Annotated in this window: 6 protein-coding genes; 4 read left to right on the forward strand and 2 right to left on the reverse strand. The window is 69.0% G+C overall.

The genetic code is table 11. From position 1 onward, the window contains the following. Nucleotides 1-10 precede the first annotated feature (10 nt). Both rlmN and AB0M47_RS01260 read left to right on the forward strand, forming a co-directional pair. Nucleotides 11-1,075 carry a 23S rRNA (adenine(2503)-C(2))-methyltransferase RlmN gene (rlmN, locus tag AB0M47_RS01255; protein WP_253763661.1) on the forward strand — a complete coding sequence of 355 codons (1,065 nt, stop codon included), beginning with the start codon at nucleotides 11-13 and terminating at the stop codon, nucleotides 1,073-1,075. Next, entirely contained in the window at nucleotides 1,072-2,070 is a 999-nt protein-coding gene (locus AB0M47_RS01260) for a DivIVA domain-containing protein (protein WP_363406393.1), read from the forward strand. Before rlmN ends, AB0M47_RS01260 begins: the two co-directional genes overlap by 4 nt. Before the next feature lie 67 nt (nucleotides 2,071-2,137). Here the strand turns inward: AB0M47_RS01260 and AB0M47_RS01265 are convergent, their stop codons facing one another. Continuing rightward, the gene (locus AB0M47_RS01265) at nucleotides 2,138-2,356 is read right to left on the reverse strand and encodes a DUF2631 domain-containing protein (protein WP_253756947.1); all 219 of its coding nucleotides are present in this window, start codon (nucleotides 2,354-2,356) and stop codon (nucleotides 2,138-2,140) included. A gap of 138 nt (nucleotides 2,357-2,494) precedes the next feature. Here AB0M47_RS01265 and AB0M47_RS01270 point away from each other — a divergent pair, with 138 nt between their 5' ends. Continuing rightward, nucleotides 2,495-4,066: a Rieske 2Fe-2S domain-containing protein gene (locus tag AB0M47_RS01270; protein WP_363406426.1), complete on the forward strand. Its 1,572-nt coding sequence runs from the start codon at nucleotides 2,495-2,497 to the stop codon at nucleotides 4,064-4,066. 93 nt (nucleotides 4,067-4,159) lie between these two features. Here the strand turns inward: AB0M47_RS01270 and AB0M47_RS01275 are convergent, their stop codons facing one another. Further along, nucleotides 4,160-4,846 carry a TetR/AcrR family transcriptional regulator gene (locus tag AB0M47_RS01275; protein ID WP_363406396.1) on the reverse strand — a complete coding sequence of 229 codons (687 nt, stop codon included), beginning with the start codon at nucleotides 4,844-4,846 and terminating at the stop codon, nucleotides 4,160-4,162. Nucleotides 4,847-4,960: 114 nt separating this feature from the next. Between AB0M47_RS01275 and AB0M47_RS01280 the strand changes: the two genes are divergently transcribed. Continuing rightward, nucleotides 4,961-7,108 (forward strand): MMPL family transporter, encoded by a 2,148-nt coding sequence (locus tag AB0M47_RS01280; RefSeq protein WP_363406399.1) that lies wholly within the window; start codon nucleotides 4,961-4,963, stop codon nucleotides 7,106-7,108. The last annotated feature ends 37 nt before the right edge of the window (nucleotides 7,109-7,145 follow it).

Below are 7,145 nucleotides of genomic sequence, written 5' to 3' on the forward strand. Positions count from 1 at the left end.
TCGCGCCAAGCTGCCGCCGCGCCACCTCGCCGACCTCGATCTGGCCGCCCGCCGGGCGGCCGTCGCCGCGCTCGGCGAGAAGGAGTTCCGGGCCGCCCAGCTGTCGACGCACTACTTCGCCAGACTCGAGCGGGACCCGGCCCGGATGACCGACATCCCGCTCACCGCCCGCGACCGGCTCGCGGGCGATCTGCTGCCACCCCTGCTCACCCCCGTACGCGAATTGCAGTGCGACGACGGCGCCACCCGTAAAGCGTTGTGGCGGTTGCACGACGGATCCCTGGTCGAGAGCGTCCTGATGGGCTATCCAGACCGGGTGACGGTGTGCATCTCCAGCCAGGCCGGTTGCGGCATGGCCTGCCCGTTCTGTGCCACCGGCCAGGCCGGGCTCACCCGCAACCTGTCCGTCGCCGAGATCGTCGATCAGGTGGTCTACCTCGCCGGCGTCGCCGCCTCAGGCGGTGTGCCCGGCAGCCCCAACCGGCTCAGTCACGTCGTGTTCATGGGCATGGGTGAGCCGCTCGCCAACTATCCCCGGGTCATCGAGGCGGTCCGCCGTCTGACGAGCCCGGCGCCGGAGGGCCTCGGCCTGTCCCAGCGGCACATCACCGTCTCGACTGTCGGCCTCGTTCCCGCGATGCGGAAGTTGGCCGAGGAGGACCTCTCGGTCACTCTTGCGTTGTCGCTGCACGCCCCCGATGATGAGCTTCGCGATGAACTCGTGCCGGTGAACCAGCGCTGGAAGGTAGCCGAAGTGCTCGATGCGGCGTGGGCGTACGCAGCGCGAACGGGTCGCCGGGTCTCCATCGAGTACGCGATGATCCGGGACGTCAACGATCATCCCTGGCGCGCGGACCTGCTGGGCAAGCTGCTGGCGGGGCGGCTGGCCCATGTGAATTTGATCCCTCTCAACCCCACGCCGGGTAGCAAATGGGACGCGAGCCCCAAGCCCGTGGAACGGGAGTTCGTCCGGCGGCTGCGCGCGGCCGGAGTCCCGACTACTGTGCGTGATACGCGGGGGCGCGAGATCGACGGAGCGTGTGGACAGTTGGCGGCTAGCGAGGAGTCGGCATGAGCGGGCAAGGTGGCCAGCGTTTCAGGCGGCGGGCCGTACGCCGTGGCTACAAGGTTGATGAGGTGGATACCTTCCTCGACCGGGTGGAGGCCACGCTGAACGGCGTCCCGGGCGCGCACGTCAGCTCGCAGGAGGTCCACGACGTCGTGTTCCGCGTACGCTTCGGCGGCTACGACGAGTGGCAGGTCGACCTGCACCTGGACCGGGTGGAGCGGCAGCTGGCCGAGCTGGAGGAGCGGTCCAAGGGCCCCGGCCGTGGTGAGGCGCTGCGGGCGACCGAGCGTCCCGGCCCGGTTCCCCCGGTGGGCGGCCCGCAGCAGCCGCCACTGCCGTCGCGTCCGGTCCCACAACCGCAGCGCTTCGAGCCCGAGCCCACGTTCGGCGGCTACGACGGCGGTCCCGTCGGCGTCGGCGGGGGTCCTGGCTTCGATCCCGGCCGCCACGGCAAGGCCGACATGACCACCGAGATGCGCATGCCGCCGCCCCCGCCGCCGGGTGCGTTCGAGCGTCCGCCGTCCGCCCCGCCCGGCGGATTCGACCGGCCGCCGCAGGCGCCGCAGGGCTTCCAGGCTCCGCCGCCGCCGTCGCGGGACAGCTACGGCCCGGGTCCGGAGTTCGAGCGGCCGGCCCCGCCGCCCCCCGGGAACACCTACGGCAGCCCGGTCACGCCGCCTCCGGCGTACGGTGGCGCGCCGCAGGGTGGCTTCACCAGCCCGGCCGCTGCGGCGATGGCCGGTCCGGGTGCGGCCGACGTCCAGCGGGTCGACCAGATGCGGCGGACCTTCCAGCTGCGCCGGTTCGGCAGCGGCTACGACCCCACCCAGGTCGACCGGCTCTTCGAGGGCGTCATCGGCGCGCTCGCGGGTCAGCCGGGCGCGCCCATCGGGGACAACGAACTCGATCCGGCCCAGTTCAGCCTGGTGCCGGGCGGCTACTACGAGGCCGAGGTCGACGCCGCGTTGCGTGAGGTACGCGACATCGTCCGCCGCCACTGACCGGTACACACAAGATCGCCGCGCCCCTCCAGGGGCGCGGCGATCTTCGTTTGAGCCGGTCGAGCGCTCAGCGCAGCCCGTTGCGCCGCAGCACGGCGTCGATGATGATCAGCGCCGCGATGATGCCGGCCACCGTGACGAGGAAGACGTCCTCGACGCGGCCTTCGTGGTTGCCGAGCGTCATCAGCAGCAGGGCGATGATCGAGAACACGCCCGCGATCCGCGCGGCCTTGACCGGCGTGGGCTTGTGCTGATCGGGGGAGGTCACCGGTTCGGTTCCAGCCACTGTTCGGTCCTTCCAAGCGAAGCTGACGTGCTTAGTCTGGCATGCTCCACGCGTCCGGTAGCCTCGGGGCGGGGGATTACGCCCGGCAGTCGGCCGGGGCGCGGACGATGCGAGCTGAGGGAGACGGGACCGGTGCGGATCACGGGCACGGGGCACGCGAGTATGCGGATCGACACGCCTGCGGGCAGCATCCTGTGCGATCCGTGGGTGAATCCGGCGTACTTCGCGTCGTGGTTCCCGTTCCCCGACAACTCGCAGCTCGACTGGGAAACCCTGGGCGACTGCGACTACCTCTACGTCTCCCACCTGCACCGCGACCACTTCGACGCGGCGCACCTCAAGCGGTTCGTCAGCAAGACCGCGACGGTGCTGCTGCCGGAGTACCCGACCAGCCAGCTCGAGGACGAGCTGCGCGATCTCGGCTTCACCAGCTTCCTGAAGACCAAGTCCGACGAGGTGCACGAACTCGACGGCGGGCTCAAGGTGATGATCCAGGCCCTGATCTCGCCGACCGACGGCCCGATCGGGGACTCCTCGCTGTGGGTGGAGCATGACGGCGTACGGCTGCTGAACCAGAACGACGCCCGCCCGACCGACCTCACCCGGTTCGCCGAGCTGGGCCACGTGCACGCGCACATGCTCCAGTTCTCCGGTGCCATCTGGTACCCGATGGTCTACGAGCTGCCGCAGTCGGCGAAGACCGCGTTCGGTAAGCAGAAGCGCGACCGCCAGTTCGACCGCACCTGGCGCTACATCGCCGATCTCAAGGCCGACTGGGTCTTCCCGATCGCCGGCCCGCCGTGCTTCCTTGACGACGAGCTGTGGCAGTTCAACGACATCTTCGACGACGAGGGGAACATCTTCCCCGATCAGTCTGTCTTCATGCGTGAATATGCCGCAGTGGGCGGAACCAACGGAGTGGTCCTCCTCCCCGGATCGGTGAGCGAGCTGACGACGGAGTCGTGCGCGACGACGCACCCCGTCGACGACCTCGGCGAGTTCTTCGAGCAGAAGGAGTCGCACCTCAAGGCGTACCGGGACCGGCAGCGGGTGGTCATCGAGCGGGAGAAGGCGAGCTGGTCGCATCCCGAGATCGACGTCCTGGCCGGGATGAAGGACCGCATCGAGCCGCTCCTGGACGAGTCGGTCTACCTGGCCAAGGGCGTCGGCGGACCGGTGCGGTTCGACCTGACCGACCCGATGGGCGAGGTCATCGAGTCGATCGTCGTCGACTTCCCGGGCAAGGAGGTACGCCCGGCCGCCGACGAGAAGGTGCGCTACCGGTTCAAGACCGAGCGGCGGCTGATCGAGCACCTGCTGTACCTCGACGAAGGCGACTGGGTGAACTCGCTGTTCCTCTCGTGCCGCTTCTCCGCGGCCCGGATCGGGCAGTACAACGAGTTCGTCTACGCGTTCTTCAAGTGCCTCTCCGAGGAGCGCCTGCAGTACGCCGAAGGCTGGTACGAGTCGCAGCGGCCGGACGCCGAGGACATCGTGATGAACGGCTGGCAGTTCCAGCGCCGCTGCCCGCACCTCAAGGCCGACCTCACCCGGTTCGGCATCGTCGAGGGCGAGGTTCTCACGTGCCAGCTCCACGGCTGGAAGTTCAACCTCGCGAGCGGCAAATGCCTCACCAGCGTGGGGCATGAGATCCGCTCCACCAAAGCACCCACCGAGGCGTCCGCCCCGGCGTCCACCCCGGCGGAGTAACCCACCGGATCAGGGTTCTCGGTCGAATCTTGGACCAAGATTCGACACGGAACCCTGATCCAGCGCGAAAGCGCGCCGGGCGAGAGCGGCGGGCTACATGGTGAGCTGGCGGAGCATGTCTTCGAGGTTCTGCTCGAAGAGCGGCTCGACGTCGTCGGTGGCCCAGCGCAGGTGGCCGAAGATCTCCATGGTGATCGCACCGGCCAGCCGGGTCCAGCCGATGAGGAAGAAGGCCACGCCTTCGATCGGCAGTGCCTGCCGCAGGGCTTCGACGTTCGGTCCGCTGAGCGCCTCGGCGACGCCGGGGACGAGGGGCTGCGGCGGCGTCGTCCGGGCGTGCCAGATGGCGGTGAACGGTTCGAGGAAGGCCAGGGTGAACCGCATCGCGGCGTCGCCCTTCGGCGTCGGCTCGACGTGGGTGTGCATCGTGTCGATGACAGGCTCGCCGCAGATCAGTGCGTACTCGTGGGGATTGCGCAGCGCCCAGCGGCGATAGGCGCGGCAGGCCTCGCGGAGCTGGTCGAGGGGAGTGGCCCCGATGTCGCGGGCAGCCAGCACTTCGGTGGTGAGCGCGTCGTAGCGGTCCGCGCAGAGGTCTTCGACGAGCGCGTCGAGGCTGTCGTAGTAGCGGTAGAGCGCCGCGGCGGTGAGACCCATGTCACGGGCGATGGCCCGCAGCGAGATCGCACCCGGGCCACCCTCGGTGAGCTGGGCCCGCGCCGCGTCGCGGATCTCCTGCTTCGTGGCTTCCCGTTGTCGTTCCCGGCGGTTCGTCGCCATGTAACACCCGATCCCCTTGACACGAGTTAACGGCGTTGGCAAAGTAAACGGCGTTAACTCTACTAAGCAGCGCTCACAGCTTAACGCAAGCTGGAGCGAAGGGGGAGGTACGCGATGTGGGGAAGGCTGATTCAGCGGTTTCGCTGGCCTGTCCTGCTCGTGGCGGTGGGCGTGGTCGTCGTCAGCGCGGTCTGGGGCACCGGGGTCTTCGGCAAGCTGACCGGCGGCGGCTTCGAGAACCGCGCGAGCGAGTCCTACCAGGCCACCGTGAAGATCAAGGAGGTCTTCGGTGACCAGAGCATCGATCTGATCGCGCTCTACACCGCGCCGGACGGCAAGCAGATCGCCGACTACTCCGCCGCGGTCACGAGCACTCTGGCGAGTCTGAAGTCGAACCCCGAGGTGTCCGAGGTCCTGTGGGATCCGAACCGGATGACCTCGACCGACGGCCGCTCCACCTACGCCGCGATCCGCCTGCACGGCGACGACCAGGACGTCAAGCGCGAGGTCTACGACGACCTGCGCCCGTCGCTCGACGTGCCCGGCGTGACGACCGAGGTCGGCGGCGCGATCGCCTTCCTCAAGTCGGTCAACTCGCAGACCAGTGAGGACATCGCGTTCGCCGAGACCATCTCGATGCCGATTCTGTTGCTGTTGCTGCTGTTCATCTTCCGGGGGCTGGTCGCCGCGGTCACGCCGCTGATCGTCGGGGTCATCGCCACGCTCGGCGCGTTCGCCGCCGTACGGCTCCTCACCTACGCGACCGACGTCTCGGTCTTCGCGATCAACATCATCACTATCCTCGGTCTCGGCATGGCGATCGACTACGCGTTGTTCATCGTCAGCCGGTTCCGCGAAGAACTCGCGGCCGGACTCGACACTCAGGCCGCGATCACGCGTACCCTCCAGACCGCCGGGCGCACGGTCCTGGTCTCGGGCCTGACGATCGTGCTCGCACTCTCGTCGCTGCTCGTGTTCCCCCAGGTCTTCCTGCGGTCCATGGGCTTCGGCGGGATGGCGGCCGTGGGCGTCGCGATGCTCGCCTCGCTGACCGTCCTCCCCGCGTTCCTCGCCCTGCTCGGTCCCCGGATCAACGCGGGGCGCATTCGCCTCCCATTTGGTACGCGTAAAGCAGCGACCGGATCCGCGAGTGAGGAGCGGGGAACCTGGGGCCGGCTGGCGCACAGCGTCATGAAGCGGCCGGTGGTGTACGCCGTCGCGGTGGCCGCGGTGCTGATCACCATCGCGTTGCCGGCGCTGCGGATCAGCTTCGGCGGGTTCGACGAGCGGCTGCTGCCCCCGGATTCCACCGTACGCACGGTGAACGACCGGCTGGACACGGGTTTCACCGGGGCGACCTCGGACTACCCGATCCAGCTGCTGGTAAAGGGAGCCGCTCCGGCGTCCTACGTGGACCAGATTCGGGCGGTCGACGGGGTGACCGGCGCGGACGTGGTCGCGACCAAGGACGGCGTGACTCTCCTGAGCGTCGACTACGACGGCGACCCGTCCGAGGCCGCCACCCGGGACATCGTCCGCGACCTTCGCGACCTGCCGCCCCCCTCGGGTACGCAGACGCAGGTCGCCGGCCGGGCCGCGATGGATCTCGACCTGCTGGACAGCCTCGGTGAGCGGCTGCCCTGGGCGGCCCTGATCATGGCCGGCGCGACGTTCCTGCTGCTGTTCCTGGCCTTCGGCTCGGTGCTGCTGCCGATCAAGGCGGTCGTGATGAACCTGATCTCGATCGGGGCCAGCTTCGGCGTGATCGTGTGGGGCTTCCAAGAGGGTCACCTGGCCGGGGCGATGGGCTTCACCAGCACCGGCTTCCTCGATCCCACCAACCTGGTGCTCATCCTGGTGATCCTGTTCGGCCTGGCCACCGACTACGAGGTGTTCCTGCTCTCCCGCATCCGGGAGGAGTGGGACGCCACCGGCGACAACACCCGCGCCGTGGCTCGGGGCGTACAGCACACGGGCGGGATCATCACCGCCGCCGCGTTGCTGCTGGCGATCGTGGTCGGCGGGTTCGCCACGGGCGAGATGGCGTTCGTGAAGATGATGGGCGTCGGCATGCTGGTCGCGATCCTCGTGGACGCGACGCTCGTCCGGATGATCCTGGTTCCGGTGACGATGCGACTGCTCGGCCGATGGAACTGGTGGGCGCCCGGTCCGCTCGGCGCGATCTACCGCCGATTCGGCATCAAACACGACACCCCCGCCAGCCCTCACCCCACCCCCACCCGGGAAACCATCCCCGCCTAACCCACCCGCCCTCACCCACCCCCCGCCCCGCCCCGCC

This window comes from Hamadaea sp. NPDC051192, from assembly GCF_040682475.1.
Classification (GTDB): Bacteria; Actinomycetota; Actinomycetes; order Mycobacteriales; family Micromonosporaceae; genus Hamadaea; species Hamadaea flava.

Coding starts and splice junctions, on each gene's coding strand:
- AB0M47_RS01275 (WP_363406396.1), bottom strand. CDS start 4,846: ATGGCGACGAACCGCCGGGAACGACAACGGGAAGCCACGAAGCAGGAG.
- AB0M47_RS01260 (WP_363406393.1), top strand. CDS start 1,072: ATGAGCGGGCAAGGTGGCCAGCGTTTCAGGCGGCGGGCCGTACGCCGT.
- AB0M47_RS01280 (WP_363406399.1), top strand. CDS start 4,961: ATGTGGGGAAGGCTGATTCAGCGGTTTCGCTGGCCTGTCCTGCTCGTG.